The sequence below is a fragment of the Janthinobacterium sp. JF4 genome (assembly GCF_059617925.1).
Map to the genome: position 1 here is coordinate 263843 of NZ_JCAQAV010000001.1, position 16440 is coordinate 280282.

Genomic DNA, 16440 nt, shown 5'->3' on the forward strand with positions numbered 1-16440 from the left:
TTTAATAAATATCTTTTTCAATTAATGTACGTAAAAAGTATGGGAGTTCTCGGCCCATCATCCATACATCTTTGTCCGGAAAGTACACATCTCTCATCATTGAATTTTCAAAGGTGAAGCTGACTAACTGTGAGAATTTTTCTATTGCTCTTTCCCTTTTGTCCCTTGATAAGGTTGGCATGCGAAGGTTTTTTACGGTTTCCATTCCTGAATCATAAAGCCAAGGAAAATCCTCTTTCAATAAGCTTATTGCAATTTGAAAACCAGTAAATTTATCAAGGAATGAATGGTTGTTGTTCAGTAGTTCCTCAAAGAGCATAGGATGAAATCTTCGATTTTTCCTCATTCTACGAGGCTCTCCATCAAAATCTATTCGTTTCGCCACTTTTTCTACAGCCATTCTTATGGATTCCACTTCCTTAGTGAATTCTCCATCGGGATTTCTTAAGAGTTTTTGATTGCTTCTTGTTAAATCCAATATTTCTTCTAGTATTTTTCCTGTCGTATCAATGATTTCTTCTTTCTCTTCATTGAATGACGATTCTATGTTGCTTTTGTGTAGGGAATTAAGTTGTTCCTCAAGTGTTGGATACCAAACGGAGAATGCTTTTTCTAACCTTTCTTCACTTAGATTTTCTGCGGCGCATGCTCTATTTAAGGATGATATTAGTTTTCTAATATCTTCTTTTTCGAAAATTGTTGATTGAAATTGCAGAATCGGGCCGCTGACTTCTGATCGCTTTATGTCGAATAAAAAAGGGCTGACAGATGCCTTTTCCATTGTTTTTGATAGCGCACCAGCTTCAAAAGTTAACCAAGGAGCATGTACATTTTCTTTGGTCACACATAATATTCCGAAGCTAGAATCTTCTAGTTCTTGAGCGATGTCAGTGCTCCATCTTGCGCCTTTGTCAATATCCTCGGAAGATACGTAAGGGACAATAGACTGAATAACTGATGGTAGCCAATCTCTAAAAATTATTGCAGTCTTGTGGCTTGTTAGACCTGACCAGCTAAGAAAAACCTTCATGTTTACCTTTAAATTGCTTTAATAAAATTGTATTTCTAAAATTGCATTTACAAGTTATTCACCACCCCCACAATCACCACCGCCGACGGCACCAGCAAAAACTGCGCAATCAGCGTCCCCGCCAATCTGCTCCCCACCAGCCACACCACCGCGCGCCGGAACTGCGATTCTTCGATCTTGCCCTCGATGACGTCATCCGTCATGCCCGACATGTGCGGGTCGATGAAGACGGCCATCATGATGGTGGCGCCGCCGTTGATGATCGAGGAGAGGGTGCTGGAAGTGACTCTCACGCTCGGATCGAGCACGCCCGCGTATAGCGCGGCGAAGACGCCCACCGTCCACAGGGCCGTGGCGATGACGTTCATGGCCGTCATGGAGACGGATACGCCGGATTTTTCGCGCAGGCCCGTGACGTTGGCGGGCTTGGGCAGGCTGGCGGAGGTCTTGAGGTAGGACAAACCGCCCTTGAAGACGGCGTGCAGCAGCAGTTTGGGCACGGACCTGTGTACCTGGAAGTGCTCGACGGCGCGGCAGAAGGCGCGCTGGAAGGTGGGGATCAGTAGCGCGCCCAGTATCGTCGCCAGGCTGGCGGAGAACAGCAGCCAGCGGAAGTCTGTCAATAGCGCGCTGGCGGCCACGTGCTGGTCGATGCCCGTTTCCACGCGCTTGGCCAGGAATGGTCCCAGGAAAGAGTTCGACGTGCGCGACAGCAGCATCAGGATGCTGAACAGGGCCAGCGAGACGGCGATGCGCCGCGTGCGTATGCCTGCGATGCGCACGGAGTAGGCGAGGGTGCCGATGATGTGGATGATGAACGTCAGTGCGCAAATCAGCAGCAATTGCTTGTCCATCACAACCTTGCGTTAAAGAAAATGTAATTCCATGCTGCCATGAAGTTACTTATTTTTCAACTGCAAATAAGATAATTATCGCGTGATCTAGCTTTTGTGGTGTTTTATGCGCGTTAGTGTGGCGTTGGCTGAATTTCACACCAAGGCAGAAACTGGGGTCAGACCCAACAGGGGTAATCTCCCCCAATGGGGGGCATTACGATCACGAAGTGACTGACCCCGGCTCTTTGCCTGTGGGGTGAACTATGCCGCCACTGGCGCGCTAGTCACAATGGTGTTGCTAATATCGTAGTTCCTTGCTTGCATTCCACCCCCGCGCCCTCATCTTGGTGGCAATGGTAGCCTGTAGCGCTGCCTCATCCGAACCAACCAGGAGAACCACCATGAGTTTCGATTCCTTTCTGTCCAAACTGAAGACCAAAGCAAGTGAACTGAAAACCGAGGCGCTGAAGTACAAGAACAAGGATTTCCTGAATGCCGCCATGGCCGGCTCGGCCCTGATCGCCATGGCCGACGGCAGTGTCAGCGCGGAAGAGAAGCAGAAGATGGTGAAGTTTATTGAAAGCAATGATGCGCTGTCCGTGTTTACCACCACGGACGTGATCAAGGCTTTCCAGGACTATGTCAGCCAGCTGGAGTTCGACAAGGATATCGGCGAAGCCAAGGCGTATCAGGCGCTGGGCAAGATGAAGTCGAATGTGGAGGCGTCGCGCTTGCTGGTGCGCATGATTATCGCCGTCGCTTCGTCGGACGGCAATTTCGACGCCAACGAGCAGCGCGTGGCCAGCAAGATCGCGCGCGAACTGGGCTTGACTCCGGCGGAGTTCGAGCTGCAGTAAATCTGCCGGCAGGCTTGGCTTGCGGCGGCGCACGCCGGATCGTGGTCACCAGCCGCCAGGTTTTATCCGGCTAGGACGCGCCGCGATTCAATTCCTGCAGCACTTGCTTGCACAGCTCTCCGTACACCACGCCCTTGCCCCGTTTGTGTGTGGCCAGGTCGTAGCGTGCGCTGATGTCGTCCCACGCCACGCTGCCGGGCAAGGGGCGCAAGTCGTCGTCGAGGTCCATCTCGAAATGGATGAAGTGGCCGTCAGCGCTGAGCAGCTTGCCGTACACGGCGGGCATGCCGGGCCAGGCCAGCTGCAGGTCGAGCATGAGGGCCGTGCCCAGCGCCACGCCATGGCTGGCCGCGCACTGGCGCAGGGCGTCGGGCAGCGGACGCGCGCGCCACCAGGCCGCCGTCTGTCTGATGGCGGCCTGGGTCAGCGCGTTTTGCTGCTGGACAGAGTATTGCTTGCTCATGGCGTCACCCATGCGGCATGCCGCTTGCCGCCTTAGCGCGATGCCAGGCCCATGCTTTGCACATGGGCTGGCACGATCTCGCCGCTGGCCAGTTTTTCGGCCGGTACCCGCATCAGCACTTCGCCGCCCACGCTGCCATCGTCGCGCAAGTCGATGCGCATCGCCAGTTGCAGGTCGAGCGCCACGAAGCTGTCGCTGCCGGTGGCGATGATGCGGTGTTCTTCCTGGTCATCGATGCGCGCATACATGATGGCGCCGATGCTGCTTGTATTGCGCAGGTAGAGCACTTGTCCGTTCGACAGTTCATAGCCGCCGCGGAATGGGGCAAACGTCTCCGCGCTCATGAAATGCCTGTGTGCCGGCAGTTCTATCGTATGCAGGCGTCCGCCGGGAATGGTGACGGTCTGGCTGTCGGGAAGCGTTTGCGCATTTGCCAGCAGGGCGCAGACGCCCAGGGTGCCGGCCAGGATCCATGTTTTCATTTTTTTGCCCATCCTTGAATGTGGTGCCGTCCGCTACCGGCGCGGCGATGTCGTTGTCGGTCCAGGGGAACCGAGCCGGCAGAGCCGCCGCGCTGCTGTCACTCTGGCAAGGCGCCGGTTACCGGTGTTGCCAGTGTAGGCAGGCAAGATGCAGCGCGCATCATCCGATCGGATGACACGGCTTCATGCATCGAGTACGGCCAGGTGCGCCGTGGCGCCGTGGATCAGGGCGATCAGCTCGCCCTGGCGCCGCGTGTCCGTCTTCAGGTAAGCGTGGTGCAGATGCGTCTTGACGGTGTTGACGCTGATGTGGCCCTGCGCGGCGATTTCCTCGATGGTGGCCCCTTGCGCCAGCGCCTTGCCCACTTGCGCTTCGGCTTGCGTCAAGTCGAACAGCTGGCGCAAGGCCGGGACGGAGGTACACGTTTTTGTGGGGTCGCGCGCGATCAGCAGCGCGCATGGGGGCTGGCAATCGGCAAGCGCGGTAACGCTCAGTGCCAGGGGGCGCTGCTGCTTGCGCGCCAGGCGCAATGACTGGCAGTGCGGCGCGGCGCCTGCGCTGGCGATGACCAGGCGCACGGCGCGCACCAGGGCGGGCGGCACAGCGTGTTCCAGTTGCGCCGCATGCAGGGCATGGCCGGCGGGCGTGGCGAAGCGCAGTCCGAGACCGGCGTCGAGCACCAGCACGGCGGCACCCATGGCATCGAGCGCCGCCAGCGCGCAGTGGCTGGCCAGTTGCGCTTCGCGCAGGCGTTGCTGCAGGCACAGCGCGCGTTGCAGATGCGGCAAGAGCTCCTGCCATTGCTGGCCGCTCAGGCCCGCGCTGTCGAGCTGCGGCCAGTCGCCTGCGCCGCAGGCCGCGTCGTACATGGCGCCTATCAGTCTGCCCACATCCGCCGTTACTGTCTCAGTGCCCATGCTTGCCCCCATCCTGGTTACATCAGTGTGCCGCAGGCGTGCATGTGCGGAACTGGGTAAGGGCGGTCTTGCGCAGCGAGGCACCCCACCTTTGTGAGGAGGGGCTGGTCGCTGCCATCTGTCCTGGGCAACTATCAAGATAGTACAAAGATATCGGTGCTGCAATGGTGCGCGCCGATCGGCCTGGATAGTGTTCTGTAGGAAACTTGCGCGGCTAAAACACGGTCATGATGTAAGATTCGCACTATGTCCGATTTCACATTGACCGATTGCCCATGAGTTCCATAATGATCCCCGACGTCGCCCTGGTCGACAATACCGAACAACGCACGCCGCTGGTGCTCGTGCTCGACTGCTCCGGCAGCATGGATGGCGAACCCGTCTCGCTGCTCAACGAAGGCCTGGCCTTGCTGGAACAGGAACTCAAGTCCGACGTGATCGCCGCCAAGCGCGTGCGCATCCTGGTGATTCAATATGGCGCGCACGATGAAGCCGTGGTAGCCAGCAACTGGTGCGATGCCATGGATTTCACGGCGCCCCGCCTGGAAGCGAACGGCACCACGCCGACCGGCGCGGCCGTCGAACTGGCCTTGGCCGAGATTGAGCAGGAAAAGCAGCGCTTCCGCGCAGCGGGCGTGGCCTACACGCGGCCGTGGCTGTTCTTGATGTCGGACGGCGAACCGACGGACCGCTGGCAGCACGGCGCCGAACAGGCGCGCGCGGCCGAGCAGGCGAATAAAGTGGCGATCTTCCCCATCGCCGTGGGCGACCACGCGAATATGGATTCCCTGGGCGAATTCTCCAGCCGTGGCGAACGGGGCGTGAAGCAGCTGAAAGGCTTGCAGTTCCGCGAACTGTTCCTGTGGCTGAGCGCCAGCATGCAGGTGGTCTCGCAATCGCGGCCCGGTGCGCAGGCGCAGCTGGCCTCGACGGACGGCTGGTCGGTCGTCAGCACCTGACCCATGACGGCAGTACCGCATACCTGGCGCGTGTTCGGCGCCTCCGTCACGGGCAAGGCGCACCTGGATAAAGCCATCCCTTGCCAGGATGCGCACGCGCACGCCGTCGTGGGCGACGTCTTGGTGGCCATCGTCTGCGATGGCGCTGGTTCGGCCCGGCTCAGCGAGCAGGGCGCGCAGTTTGTCGCCACGCACGCGGTGCAGGCGCTGGCCGGGCGGCTGCAGCAGGGCGCCACCGTGCAGGATTTACATGACGGCGCGCTGGCCGGCACCCTGGCGCAGATCCGCGCCGCGCTGGACGACATCGCCCGCGCCGCCAACGCCACCCTCGATGACTACGCTTCCACTGTCGTCGGCGTGGTGATGGGCGCGGACGCAGGCTTTTTCTTCCATCTGGGCGATGGGCTGGGCGTGGCGCAGCTGCTTGACGGCAGCGAACTGATCTCGCTGCCGGCCAACGGCGAATACGCCAACGAAACATATTTCATCAGCGGCGAGCGCTGGCGCGAACAGCTGCGCCTGTTGCCGATTCCCCAGTCCGTGCGCGGCGTCGTGCTGATGTCGGACGGCTGCATGCCCTTTGCCATGAGCAAGAACAATGCAGGGCTGTACGCGCCATTCATGGATGCCGTGCAAGGCTATCTGCGCAAGGTCGAGAGTATCGAACTGGGCAACGAAGCGCTGGCGTCCACCCTGGCCGACCCGCGCACGCACCAGATCACGGGCGATGACAAGACCCTGCTGCTGGCCTTGCGCGCATGAGCAAGAAGCAGGGCGTGGCACCCGGCCTGAGTCCGGGTGGAAAAATTTGGCTGGATAAAGCCCGCAGTTTGATCCTGGGCAAACTCGTCAAGAGCGGCGGCGCGGGCAGCGTGTACCTGTTGCCCGGCGCGCCCGCGCAGGTGGCCAAGCTGTACCACCCGCACCTGGACCGGGCCGCCAACCGGCGCAAGCTCGAAGCGATGCTGGAACTGTCGCCCGAGCTGCCCGATCAATTGGAAAACGGCAAGCGCTACGTGCAGATCGCCTGGCCGCAAGCGGCCGTGTTCGACGGCCAGGGTGGCTTTGCCGGCTTCGTCATGCCCTTGCTGGACATGGCGCAGACGGCCGAGCTGGAACAAATCATGCAGGAGCGCCAGGCGCGCGCGGCCGGCCTGCCCACGGGGCTCGGTCCCAAGCTGACCCTGGCCGCCAACCTGGCCGCCGTCATCGATGCGCTGCACCAGCAGCAGCACTACGTGGTCGATCTGAAACCCGTGAATCTGCGTTTTTACCGCGATTTGCTGTACATCGCCATGCTCGATTGCGACGGTTTCAGCATCCAGGGCCATGCCGAGCGTTTTCCAGCCGAGCAATTCACGGCCGACTACCTGGCGCCGGAATTCCAGCGCAAGGGCATGCCGGCGGGCACGGAAATGGCGCAAGACCGTTTTGCGCTGGCCGTCATCATCTTTCAGTTGCTCAACTTTGGCATCCATCCGTACAGCGGGCGGCCTGGCAATGCGCAAGTGGCGACCGACATTCCCGGGCGCATCCGCGACGGCTGCTACGCGTATGGCGTGAAGCGCCACAAGCACCTGGCGCCGAACGCCACCAGCGGCCACGCGCTGATGCCGCCCGAATTGCGCGCCATGTTCGACCGCGCCTTTTCCCAGTCGCCAAATCCCCAGCGGCCGTCGGCGGCCGACTGGGCGCTGTTGCTGCGCGGCTATGCACAGCGCAGCGGCGGCAAGTTGACCGTTTGCGCCGTGCATCCCGAGCACCAGCATTTTGCGGGCCAGGGTTGCGCGGCGTGCGCGCGCGAGAAGGTCATCGGCGCGGCTGCGCAGGCATCTGTGCAGGCGCAGCAGATGCAACTGCAACAGCAATCGTTGCCGCCGCAGCGCAGTGCGCGCCGCACGACGCCGGGGCAGGCGCCCGTCGCCATTCCCATGGCGGGCAACCCGGGTGGTGGCATCACGGGCAAGGGCTGGGCCGTCGTGGTGCTGCTGATCGTGCTGTTCCTGATCGGCTTTGCGGCCTGGACCTCGTCGTCCGATGAGGTCAACAATAAAGCCAGCCTGCAGGCGCAAGCGGAGCAGGCGGCTGGCCTGGAAGTATTTGGCTGGCGCTCGCGCAAGGCGGCCGGCTTCCAGCCGTCGGACGCGCGCAAGGCCGTGCGCAGCCTGTCGCAGGCCGTCAGCAAGGGCGATGATGACGCTGTGACGCGCGGCTTGCAGCTGTTGTACCGTTCCGGGGAGGAAAAGTCGCCCGGCTACGGCGGCGACCGCACGCAGGCGCAACTGCGCGCCTCGTTGCTGGAAGGCCTGGGCTGGGTGCCCGGCTATGAGCCGGCGCTGGTCGCTACCTATCTCGACCTGCTGCAAGCGAACCCGCGTGACCATCTGGTGGCGGCGGCCATGGGCCGCATGCACCTGAGCCTGAACGAACCGCAGGCGGCGCGCCAGTACTTCGAGCAAGCCGTGTGGGCGCGCCCAACGGATGGCACGGCCTGGCTGGGCATCGCGGCTGCGGCGCAGCTGCGCGGCGGCGACGAGCGCGATGCCGTCAATCTGGTGGCGCTGGCGCGGCTGACGGCTTACCGTTATGCCGTGCAAAACGCCTTGCCGGCGGACCCGGGCGAGCCGGCCGACAATGGCGTCGCGCGCACGATGCAGCGCATGGACCTGACCGCCAAGGTGTTGCGCCTGGCGCAACCGGGCGCTTACCAGAAGCGCTGGGACAAGACGCTGGCCGATGGCAAGCTGCTGGCGCAAAAACTCCAGGCCATGCCGCCCCTGCGGGACCAGGTCGGCGGCGTGCAGCGCGAGACGATGACGACGGTCGACTATGGCGTGCTCGATGCAAAGCACGCGACGGGCGAAAACCGCTTGATCCTGTCGATTGCCGCTGACGGCAGCTTGACGCATGCGACAGCGGAATTGCCGATGGAACCCATGCTCAACAAGGTGCTGCTCGATAGCGTGAAGCGCTGGACCTACTTGCCGGCCGTGCAGCACGGTCAATTGCGGGATGCCAAGGTGGTGGTGCTGGTGCGCTACCGCGATGGCCGGGTCAGCTTCGTGCCGGGCGGTGTGGCCGCCACGGCGGAAAATTAAAGGAATAGCATGAAAATCAAGACCTTATGCGCCGTGTTGGGCGCTTGCTTGCTGACCCCAGGCATGGCGCAGGCGGAAATTGTGCAGCGCCAGGTGCTGACAAGCATGGCCAGCGAGCAGGATAGCGAGGGCGGCGATGTGTTTACCATTGCAGGCACGACGGCCTGCGGCGGCAAGCAGATACGCATGGATGCCCGCTCGGTCGGGCTGGACGAGGCGCCGTACGAGGCGCTGAAAGTCCAGCTTACTGAACGCATGCGCGCCAGGACGCCCATGCTCGTCACCCTGAAAAAATGCCCGGACGATGCGAGCGTGCCCATCGTGCGCCAGATCGCCGCCTGCACACAAGCCGCTTGCGCCGATGGCCGCGCGCGGCTGTACCTGCACGAGCGTTTCTTCCCCATCGAGCAGGAAAACGCGCCGAACGTGCTGCTGTTGCCCCTGCCGAAAGGCAAGTTGCCGGGCACGTGGAAAGTAGAGATTTATAGCGTCGCCGGCCACAAGCTGCGCCTGTCGGGCCAGGTCAACCGCGCCGATTATGCCTCCGGGGAACTGGTGGGCGGCTATGTCACGTATTACCCGAATGGCAAGATCGAGAAACAGGTGGCGCAGGATGGGCAGGGCCGGCAGCATGGCATTGGCAACAAGTATTTTCCCGACGGCACCCTGGAGTTGCGCGGCGACTGGCACCACGGCTTGCCCGAGGGTGAACACCAGCATTATCACGCCACAGGCAAGCTGCGCGAGACGAGCAGCTACCGCGATGGCAAGCAACTTGACGGGCCCGTGCAGACCTTCGACGAAAATGGCAAGCTGAGCAGTAGCTACACTTTGCACGGCGGCAAGATGGCAGGCGAGATGCTCACGTACTTCCCGGATGGAAAAATCTCCAGCCGCGCGGAAATGCAACACGGCAAGTTCAATGGCGTGAGCACGAATTACTACCCCGATGGCGCCGTGCGCGCCAGGATGACGCAGGTCGACGACCTGCCCACGGGCGAGGCAATGGAATTCTATCCGGACGGCAAGGTGCAAAGCCGCCAGCAGTATGGCGATGGCGGCGCCTTGCTCAAGCTACAGCGCTACAGCCCGCAGGGCGTGCTGGTGCTGGAGCGCAACTGGGACAAGCGGCTGCGCGAGCAGGGCACGTCGCGCTCGTGGTATGAGAATGGCAAGCCCGAGCAATCGATCGAGTACGTGAACGACCGGCGCGACGGCTGGAGCCGCGTCTGGCGCGAGGATGGCGGCTTGCAAAGCGAATGCCGCTATGTGGCCGGCAAGGCCCAGGGTGGATGCGGCGAAGCGCCGCCGGCCCCGGAACTGCAGCGCAAGGAGCAGGCATGGCGCGCCTTGTGAAGCACGTGCTTGGCGCCATGCTGCTGTTGCCGGCGCTGGCCCATGCCGAGATCGTGCAGCGCCAGGTGATCACGGCGATCAAGTCGGAACCCGGCAAGGGCGGCTGCGAGCCGCAAGCCTATGCCGATGGCAAGGCGCGCTTGTACCTGAATCACAATCTGTCGCGTCGCGAAGCCAAGGAACAGGCGCGCTATGCACTCGTGCTGCCGCTGCCGCCGGGCAAGACACCGGGCACCTGGCAAGTCGAGATCTATCATGTGCGCGAAGGCGAACCGAAGCGGCTGATTGGCCACGTCAACGATCCCGACTATCTGCGCGGCAAGCTGGTGGGCAACTACAGCATGTATTACCCGCATGGATCGCTGGAATTACAGGTGGAGCAGGACGGGCGCGGCGTGCAGGAGGGCACGCAGACCCGTTATTACCCGGACGGCAAGATTTCCATGCGCAACACGTGGCGCAATGGCGTGCAGGACGGGGAAGAACAGACGTATCACCAAAGTGGCAAGCTGATCGAATCGCGCACCTACCGCAACGGCGCCCGCGCCGATGGCCTGGTGGAAACCTTCGACCAGGATGGCAAGCTGCGCACGCGCATGACGCTAGTCAAGGGCCAGACGGATGGCGAGCTGCTGCTGTTCTATCCCGACGGCACCGTGGAAAGCCGCAGCGTGTATGTCAACGGCATCATGACGGGCCCCAGCACCGGCTATTTCCCGGATGGCAAGGTGCGCCGCTCCGCCAACTACGTTGACGGCAAGCCTGTCGGCGACAGCATCGAGTATTACCCGGACGGCAAGGTGGCCAGCAAGCGCACGCATAGCGGCCACTACGTCTTGCGCAGCGAACAGCGCTTCAGCCGGGCCGGCGTATTGATGGTGCAGAAACAATGGAACGCGGGCGGGCGCGAGGAGGGCGCGTTGCGTTCCTGGTATGCCGATGGCAAGCCGAGGCAGCTGATCGCGTATGTCGATGGCGAACGCCAGGGATGGACGCGGCACTGGCGCGCTGACGGCGGGGTGGAGAGCGAGTGCCGTTATGTGGCGGATGAAGCGCAGGGGGAGTGCGCGGGGAATTCCGCCAAGTTTTCCTATACGGAAGATGGCATCGAAGTCGAGATACCAGAGCAATAAAGAATGCGCGCCGGTGCAAGCCCGGCGCGCATTCCAGCCGCTGTCAGCGGTGCGGCGGCGTCAGCACGCTGGCGATCGCCTTCGGTAACGTTTCCGGATAATCGCGGCTGAAGTGCAGGCCGCGGCTTTCGCGGCGGGACAGGGCGCTGTTGACGATCATCGAGGCCACGTCGACGAGGTTGCGCAACTCCAGCAAATCGTGCGTGATGCGGAAGTTGCGGTAGTACTCGTCGATTTCTTCCTTCAGCAGCGCGATGCGGTGCTGGGCCCGTTCCAGGCGCTTGGTCGTGCGCACGATGCCCACGTAATTCCACATGAAGCGGCGCAGCTCGTCCCAATTGTGCGAAATCACCACTTCCTCATCCGCATCCGTGACGCGGCTTTCATCCCAGTCGGGCAGATATGGCGTGCCCAGCTTTTCCTTGCTTTCGATATCCTGCGCGCAGGCGCGGCCGATGACGATGCATTCGAGCAAGGAATTGCTCGCCAGGCGGTTGGCGCCATGCAGGCCCGTGCAGGCCGTCTCGCCCACCGCATACAGGCCCGGCAAGTCGGCGCGGCCGGACAGGTCCGTGACGACGCCGCCGCACGTGTAGTGGGCGGCGGGCACGATGGGGATCGGCTGCTTGGTGATGTCGATACCCAGTTCCAGGCAGCGCGCGTAGATGGTGGGGAAGTGTTCGATGAGGAATGCGGCCGGCTTGTGGCTGATGTCCAGGTGCACGTAGTCGAGACCGCGCTTCTTGATTTCGAAGTCGATGGCGCGCGCCACCACGTCGCGCGGCGCCAGTTCGGCCCGCTCGTCGTGGGCCAGCATGAAGCGCGTGCCTGCTGCCGCGCCCGCTTCAGGCGGCAGTTTCAGCAAGCCGCCTTCGCCGCGGATGGCCTCGGTGATCAGGAACGACTTCGCATACGGGTGGTACAAACACGTGGGGTGGAACTGGATGAATTCCATGTTCGACACGCGGCAGCCGGCGCGCCAGGCCATGGCGATGCCGTCGCCGCTGGCCGTGTCGGGATTCGTTGTATATAAATACACCTTGCCGGCGCCGCCCGTGGCCAGCACGGTGTGCTCGGCGGCAAAGGTGTGCACCTTGCCCGTTTGCTCATCCTGCACGTACAGGCCGTGGCAATGCGGTTGCGCGTTGCGCTGCGTGGGCTTCATGCCCAGCTTGTCGGAGGTGATCAGGTCGATGGCGCAATGGTGTTCGAACAGGCTGATGTTCGGGTGGGCGCGCACCTTTTCTTCCAGGGTCACCTGCACGGCGTGCCCGGTGGCGTCCGCCGCGTGGATGATGCGGCGCTGGCTGTGTCCGCCTTCGCGGGTCAGGTGGAAACCCAGCTCGGCCGTGGCGTCGCGCGTAAACGGCACGCCTTGCTCGATCAGCCATTCGATGGCTTCGCGGCCGTGTTCGACGATGTAGCGCGTGGCGCTCTCGTCGCACAGGCCGCCGCCCGCGATCAGGGTGTCTTCGATGTGCTGCTGGTGGCTGTCGCCCGAGTCCAGCACGGCCGCGATCCCGCCCTGCGCCCAGTTGCTGGCGCCATCGAGCAGCGCGCGTTTGGAAATGATCGCGACAGTGCGCGTCTCAGCTAAATGCAGTGCAACCGATAAACCCGCCAGGCCACTGCCGACAATCGCTACATCAAATTTCATGACATTTATCTTTTTTTAGGGGAAGCATACTATATGCCATTTCCCCTCATTCGGTAATGTGTTGAGATAAATTCTGCCAGCGAAAGATAGCTGGGGCCGTAGCTTGTGGCGCATCAATGTCCTTTTGGAACAGTTCGCCATGATGGCAAGACCGGTGGCAGACCGCCTGATGCGCGGCGTGCCGCCTTTGCCGCAGGAGGCCCCATGATCCGCATCTTCAGCCATTACGTCTCGAAAACAGCGTTTATCCTGCTGTTGCTGGAAATCATGATCCTGCTGCTGTCGGCCACCCTGACCTCGATGCTGTGGCTGGCCGATGGCAGCCGCCTGGTGCGGGCGGGCGAGGTCTACCTGTCGTCGTCGATCTTTGCGCTGGTCATCGTCCTGAGCATGAGCGCGCTGGGCATGTACCAGCACCGTTCGCGCGAAGACATCCGCAACACGCTATTGCGCATCCTGCCGTCGTTCGCGCTGGGTTTTGCCGTGCTCAGCGTCTTGATCCGTTTTATCCCTTCCTTGCATTTCGGGCGCGGCAGCGTGCTGATCTTCGGCCTGGGCGCCATCGGCGTGCTGCTGGCGCGCCTGGTGGTATTCAAATCCTCGCAGTCGGCGTTGATGGAAGGCCGGCTGATCCTGGTGGGCGGCGGGGCGCTGGCGCGCGAATGCATGGACCTGGCGGCCAGCAAGATCGGTTTCCACCAGTTTACCGTGGTCGGCTGCATCGACGTGGCTGGCGAACGATGCTGCGTGCCGGCCTCGGCCTTGCTGCCGGCCGAACCGTCGCTGCTGGCCATGGCCCAGCGCCATGCGGCGCATGAGATCGTCGTGTCCGTCAGCGACCGGCGCAATGGCGCGTTTCCTGCCAAGCAACTGCTGGAATGCGCGCTGGGTGGCGTGAAAGTGATCGACGCGGCTACGTTTTTCGAGCGCGAAGCATGCCAGATCCGCATCGATTCCTTGCAGCCGAGCTATCTGATCTATGGCGGCGGCTTCGACCAGAGCTTTTTCCGCGCCGCTTCGAAGCGCCTGTTCGACCTGGCCGCCAGCGGCGTCATCTGCCTGGCGGCGCTGCCCGTGATGCTGGTGACGGCCCTGTGCATCCGCCTGGAAGACGGCGGCCCCGTGTTTTATCAGCAAGAGCGGGTGGGGCGCGACGGCTTGCCCTTCAACGTGCTGAAATTTCGCAGCATGCGCTGCGATGCCGAGCGGGACGGCAAGCCTATCTGGGCGCTGGACAACGATGCGCGCATCACGCGCGTGGGCAAGCTGATCCGCAAGCTGCGCATCGACGAGCTGCCGCAGATGCTCAATGTGTTTCGTGGCGAAATGAGTTTCGTGGGTCCCCGTCCCGAGCGCGCGTATTTTGTCGAGCAATTGAAGCAGCAGGTGCCGTACTACAACATTCGTCACAGCATCAAGCCGGGCATCACGGGCCTGGCGCAGGTGCGCTATCAATATGGCGCCTCCGTCGACGATGCCGTCAAGAAGTTGCAATACGATTTGTATTATGTGAAAAACAATAGCCTGTTCCTCGACTTGCTGATCTTGCTCGACACGGTGCAGGTGGTGCTGTTTGGCAAGGGCAGCCGATGATGCGGGCGCAGTCGGACTGGTTGGCGGCGGCCGACGCGGCGGCCCTCAGCCATGGCCTGGCGTCGCTGGCCTTCTTCGTGCTGGCGCTGCTGCTCATCAGCAACTGGCGCGCGCGGCAAAATGTGCGCGCCTTGCTGGTGGCTTGCCTGGCGACGGGCGGCTGGGCCACGGGCACGGTGGTGCTGGTGCTGCTGGGACAGCGCATGGCGCTGGCCGGCGATGCGCTGGAACTGCTGCGCACCCTGGCCTGGCTGGTGTTCCTGCTGCTGCTGATCGAACCGTCGCGGCCCCGTTTGCGCCTCGTGCTGGCCGGCATCGTCCTCACGGCGCTGGCGCCCTGGCTGTTTTCCATGGCCTCATCCTGGCTGGCGTTGCCTTTGCCGGCGCGCATCATCGCCAGTGTCTGCCGTTTGCTGCTGGCCGTGCTGGGCATGTTGCTGGTGGAACAGTGGTACCGCAATACGCCACCGTTGAAACGCTGGGGCATCAAGTTTGCGTGCCTGGGCGTGGGCGGCCTGTTCGCCTACGATTTTTACCTGTACAGCGACGCCTTGCTGTTTCGCGCGGTCAACGATGACATCTGGGCCGCGCGCGGCATCGTCGACGCCCTGTGCGCGCCGCTGCTGGCCGTCTCGGCCGCGCGCAATCCGGGCTGGGCGCTGGGCCTGTCCGTCTCGCGCCAGATGCTGTACCGCTCGGCCGCCTTGCTGGGTTCGGCCATCTACCTGCTGGCCATGGCGGCCAGCGCCTATTATTTGCGCTATTTCGGCGGCACCTGGGGGTCATTGATGCAGATGGCCTACCTGGGCGGCGCGGGCCTGCTGCTGGCGGGCGTGCTGTTTTCCGGCAGCCTGCGCGCCAAGCTCAAGGTGACTATCAATAAACATTTTTACAATGCCATCTTCGATTACCGCGAGGAATGGCTCAGGTTTACGCGCGCCTTGTCCGAAGATGGCCCGGCGCTGGGAGAACGCACGATACAGGCCATGGCGCAGCTGGTGGAAAGCCGCGCCGGCGCGCTGTGGATCTTGCGCGAGCATGGGCAGTTTGCTCCGGCCGCCAGCTGGAACTGGCCGCCCTGCGCTTGGAGCGAGCCGGCGTCCGGTGCCCTGTGCCAGTTCCTCGAAGCGCGGCACTGGGTGATCGACGTGCCCGACTGCCGGCACAACCCGCGCCAGTACGGCGGCTTGCGCCTGCCGCCCGCGCTGCTGGCGCTGCCTGACGTGTGGCTGCTGGTGCCCTTGATGTTGCATGGCCAGCTGTTCGCCTTTGTCGCGCTGGCGCGGCCCCGCACGCGCATCGGCCTGAACTGGGAAATCCGCGACGTGCTGAAAATTGCCGGCAGCCAGGCCGCCAGCTACCTGGCGCACCGCGAGTCGCTCGACACCCTGACGGTGGCGCGCCAGTTCGATTCGTTCAACCGCATGTCCACGTTTATCGTGCACGACCTCAAAAACCTCGTGTTTCAATTGTCGCTGCTACTGAGCAATGCGGAAAAGCACCGCGCCAATCCCGCTTTCCAGGAAGACATGCTGGGCACCCTCGATCATTCCGTGCAGAAAATGAAGACCCTGCTGCAAAAGCTGGCGCGCGGCGAGGCGCCGGAAGCGCCGGCGCCGCTGCAGCTCGACGGCTTGCTGCGCCAGGCCGTGGCCGCCAAGGCCAGCCTGGCGCCGGCACCCCGGCTGGAAATCGTCGATGGCGAGCTGACGGTGCTGGCCAACCGCGCGCGCCTGGAGCGTGTGCTGGGCCACCTGATCCAGAACGCCATCGAGGCGACGGCCAGCGATGGCAAGGTGGCCGTGCGGCTGCGGCGCGAGCAGCACACGGCCGTCGTCGAGCTCGACGATACGGGGCAGGGCATGAGCGAGCAATTCATCCGCGAACGCCTGTTCAAGCCGTTCGACACGACCAAGACGGCGGGCATGGGCATCGGCGTGTTCGAAAGCCGCGAATACCTGCGCGAAGTGGGCGGCAGCCTGGAAGTGCGCAGCGAGCCGCAGGTGGGCACGACGTTTCGCGTGATCCTGCCGCTGCATGCGGCATAGCAAAGGAGTG

Annotated in this window: 14 protein-coding genes; 8 read left to right on the plus strand and 6 right to left on the minus strand. The window is 62.4% G+C overall.

The genetic code is table 11. From position 1 onward, the window contains the following. Position 1: 1 nt before the first annotated feature. Positions 2-1030, minus strand: coding sequence for a toll/interleukin-1 receptor domain-containing protein (locus tag AC54AF_RS01045; protein ID WP_496634677.1), 1029 nt, complete (start codon positions 1028-1030; stop codon positions 2-4). Positions 1031-1077: 47 nt separating this feature from the next. After that, on the minus strand, positions 1078-1884 hold the full coding sequence (locus AC54AF_RS01050; RefSeq protein WP_496634679.1) for a lipid II flippase Amj family protein: 807 nt from the start codon (positions 1882-1884) through the stop codon (positions 1078-1080). A gap of 383 nt (positions 1885-2267) precedes the next feature. On the opposite strand from AC54AF_RS01050, the gene AC54AF_RS01055 reads away from it, so the two are divergent. Continuing rightward, positions 2268-2723, plus strand: coding sequence for a tellurite resistance TerB family protein (locus AC54AF_RS01055; RefSeq protein ID WP_099763903.1), 456 nt, complete (start codon positions 2268-2270; stop codon positions 2721-2723). Between the two features lie 70 nt (positions 2724-2793). Here the strand turns inward: AC54AF_RS01055 and AC54AF_RS01060 are convergent, their stop codons facing one another. From AC54AF_RS01060 to AC54AF_RS01070, 3 genes are all read right to left on the minus strand, one after another. Beyond that, positions 2794-3186 (minus strand): hypothetical protein, encoded by a 393-nt coding sequence (locus AC54AF_RS01060; RefSeq protein WP_496634682.1) that lies wholly within the window; start codon positions 3184-3186, stop codon positions 2794-2796. A 32-nt stretch (positions 3187-3218) separates the two neighbouring features. Continuing rightward, on the minus strand, positions 3219-3668 hold the full coding sequence (locus tag AC54AF_RS01065) for a hypothetical protein (protein ID WP_496634684.1): 450 nt from the start codon (positions 3666-3668) through the stop codon (positions 3219-3221). A 183-nt stretch (positions 3669-3851) separates the two neighbouring features. Then, a complete protein-coding gene (locus AC54AF_RS01070) occupies positions 3852-4559 on the minus strand; it encodes a helix-turn-helix transcriptional regulator (RefSeq protein ID WP_496634686.1) in 708 nt (235 codons plus the stop codon). A 302-nt stretch (positions 4560-4861) separates the two neighbouring features. On the opposite strand from AC54AF_RS01070, the gene AC54AF_RS01075 reads away from it, so the two are divergent. The 5 genes from AC54AF_RS01075 to AC54AF_RS01095 are packed head-to-tail and all read left to right on the plus strand — an operon-like array spanning position 4862 to position 11132. Then, complete coding sequence (locus AC54AF_RS01075) at positions 4862-5545, plus strand: vWA domain-containing protein (RefSeq protein WP_496634688.1); 684 nt, start codon at positions 4862-4864, stop codon at positions 5543-5545. 3 nt (positions 5546-5548) lie between these two features. Next, positions 5549-6307, plus strand: a complete 759-nt coding sequence (locus AC54AF_RS01080; protein WP_496634690.1) for a PP2C family serine/threonine-protein phosphatase — start codon at positions 5549-5551, stop codon at positions 6305-6307. Next, the gene (locus AC54AF_RS01085) at positions 6304-8643 is read left to right on the plus strand and encodes a hypothetical protein (RefSeq protein WP_496634692.1); all 2340 of its coding nucleotides are present in this window, start codon (positions 6304-6306) and stop codon (positions 8641-8643) included. The genes AC54AF_RS01080 and AC54AF_RS01085 overlap by 4 nt, the downstream gene beginning before the upstream one ends. 9 nt (positions 8644-8652) lie before the next feature. After that, entirely contained in the window at positions 8653-9999 is a 1347-nt protein-coding gene (locus tag AC54AF_RS01090; protein ID WP_496634694.1) for a toxin-antitoxin system YwqK family antitoxin, read from the plus strand. Then, positions 9984-11132, plus strand: a complete 1149-nt coding sequence (locus AC54AF_RS01095; RefSeq protein ID WP_496634696.1) for a toxin-antitoxin system YwqK family antitoxin — start codon at positions 9984-9986, stop codon at positions 11130-11132. Before AC54AF_RS01090 ends, AC54AF_RS01095 begins: the two co-directional genes overlap by 16 nt. 43 nt (positions 11133-11175) lie before the next feature. Here AC54AF_RS01095 and nadB read toward each other — a convergent pair whose 3' ends face one another. Then, positions 11176-12789: an L-aspartate oxidase gene (gene nadB / locus AC54AF_RS01100; protein WP_353657322.1), complete on the minus strand. Its 1614-nt coding sequence runs from the start codon at positions 12787-12789 to the stop codon at positions 11176-11178. 204 nt (positions 12790-12993) lie between these two features. Between nadB and AC54AF_RS01105 the strand changes: the two genes are divergently transcribed. Beyond that, a complete protein-coding gene (locus AC54AF_RS01105) occupies positions 12994-14382 on the plus strand; it encodes a TIGR03013 family XrtA/PEP-CTERM system glycosyltransferase (protein WP_496634698.1) in 1389 nt (462 codons plus the stop codon). Further along, positions 14379-16430: an XrtA/PEP-CTERM system histidine kinase PrsK gene (prsK, locus tag AC54AF_RS01110; RefSeq protein WP_496634700.1), complete on the plus strand. Its 2052-nt coding sequence runs from the start codon at positions 14379-14381 to the stop codon at positions 16428-16430. Before AC54AF_RS01105 ends, prsK begins: the two co-directional genes overlap by 4 nt. Positions 16431-16440 lie beyond the last annotated feature (10 nt).

Excerpts from the sequence above, each read along its gene's own strand:
- AC54AF_RS01045 (WP_496634677.1), bottom strand. The coding sequence starts at position 1,030 with ATGAAGGTTTTTCTTAGCTGGTCAGGTCTAACAAGCCACAAGACTGCA.
- AC54AF_RS01050 (WP_496634679.1), bottom strand. The coding sequence starts at position 1,884 with ATGGACAAGCAATTGCTGCTGATTTGCGCACTGACGTTCATCATCCAC.
- AC54AF_RS01055 (WP_099763903.1), top strand. The coding sequence starts at position 2,268 with ATGAGTTTCGATTCCTTTCTGTCCAAACTGAAGACCAAAGCAAGTGAA.
- AC54AF_RS01060 (WP_496634682.1), bottom strand. The coding sequence starts at position 3,186 with ATGAGCAAGCAATACTCTGTCCAGCAGCAAAACGCGCTGACCCAGGCC.
- AC54AF_RS01065 (WP_496634684.1), bottom strand. The coding sequence starts at position 3,668 with ATGAAAACATGGATCCTGGCCGGCACCCTGGGCGTCTGCGCCCTGCTG.
- AC54AF_RS01075 (WP_496634688.1), top strand. The coding sequence starts at position 4,862 with ATGAGTTCCATAATGATCCCCGACGTCGCCCTGGTCGACAATACCGAA.
- AC54AF_RS01080 (WP_496634690.1), top strand. The coding sequence starts at position 5,549 with ATGACGGCAGTACCGCATACCTGGCGCGTGTTCGGCGCCTCCGTCACG.
- AC54AF_RS01085 (WP_496634692.1), top strand. The coding sequence starts at position 6,304 with ATGAGCAAGAAGCAGGGCGTGGCACCCGGCCTGAGTCCGGGTGGAAAA.
- AC54AF_RS01090 (WP_496634694.1), top strand. The coding sequence starts at position 8,653 with ATGAAAATCAAGACCTTATGCGCCGTGTTGGGCGCTTGCTTGCTGACC.
- AC54AF_RS01095 (WP_496634696.1), top strand. The coding sequence starts at position 9,984 with ATGGCGCGCCTTGTGAAGCACGTGCTTGGCGCCATGCTGCTGTTGCCG.
- nadB (WP_353657322.1), bottom strand. The coding sequence starts at position 12,789 with ATGAAATTTGATGTAGCGATTGTCGGCAGTGGCCTGGCGGGTTTATCG.
- AC54AF_RS01105 (WP_496634698.1), top strand. The coding sequence starts at position 12,994 with ATGATCCGCATCTTCAGCCATTACGTCTCGAAAACAGCGTTTATCCTG.
- prsK (WP_496634700.1), top strand. The coding sequence starts at position 14,379 with ATGATGCGGGCGCAGTCGGACTGGTTGGCGGCGGCCGACGCGGCGGCC.